This is a genomic window from Aerococcus sp. L_32 (assembly GCF_050689315.1).
In genome coordinates this window covers 1-666 of sequence record NZ_JBOEQF010001024.1, presented here as the reverse complement: position 1 = coordinate 666, position 666 = coordinate 1, and the positions used below count along the sequence as shown (strand labels likewise).

1 protein-coding gene and 1 pseudogene are annotated in these 666 nt (G+C 43.2%); both read left to right on the top strand.

The features are described from left to right. Nucleotides 1–437 (top strand): ATP-binding cassette domain-containing protein (locus ACRCJ0_RS17995; RefSeq protein ID WP_431391505.1); only part of this gene is annotated, 437 nt, incomplete at its 5' end. Then, nucleotides 430–666 (top strand): annotated as a pseudogene (locus tag ACRCJ0_RS17990) (ABC transporter ATP-binding protein); the annotation flags it as partial. The gene ACRCJ0_RS17995 and the pseudogene ACRCJ0_RS17990, both read left to right, overlap by 8 nt.

Sequence of the window (666 nt, the reverse complement as noted above, 5' to 3'; positions counted from 1 at the left end):
CCTTATCAGACGATGAAATTTGGGCTGCCCTAGACACTGCACAAGCAAGAGACTTTGTTGAAGGAGAACCTGACCAATTAGATACCCATGTTGCCCAAGGTGGTAACAACTTCTCCGGTGGTCAAAAGCAACGTTTAGGAATTGCCCGCGTACTTGCCCGTAAACCTGAGATTCTAATCTTTGATGACTCATTCTCTGCTTTGGACTACCAGACAGATAAGACCCTGCGTGGCGTTTTAGCCGAACGTATGGCTGATACCACTAAGATCATTGTAGCCCAACGTATTTCAACTATTATGGATGCGGACGAGATTTTAGTACTAGATAGAGGCGAAATTGTTGGCCGCGGTACACACCAAGAATTATTAGCGGACAACAAGGTATATCAAGAAATTGCTTATTCACAATTATCAGAGGAGGAATTAGCAAATGACTAAGAAAAAAGATGCAAATCAACCTTCATTGATGGCGAATATTATGACATATGCGCGTGAATACAAATGGCCGTTCGTTGCAGCGGTTGTCCTAGCCATGATTGGTTCTATATCGTCTATTATCGGTCCCGACCGGTTAGGGGATATGACAGATAAAATCACGGAAGGCTTGATGTCACCGGATGGGATTGACCTAGAGCGTATTTCACAAATTGCAATTACTTTAGTGGTT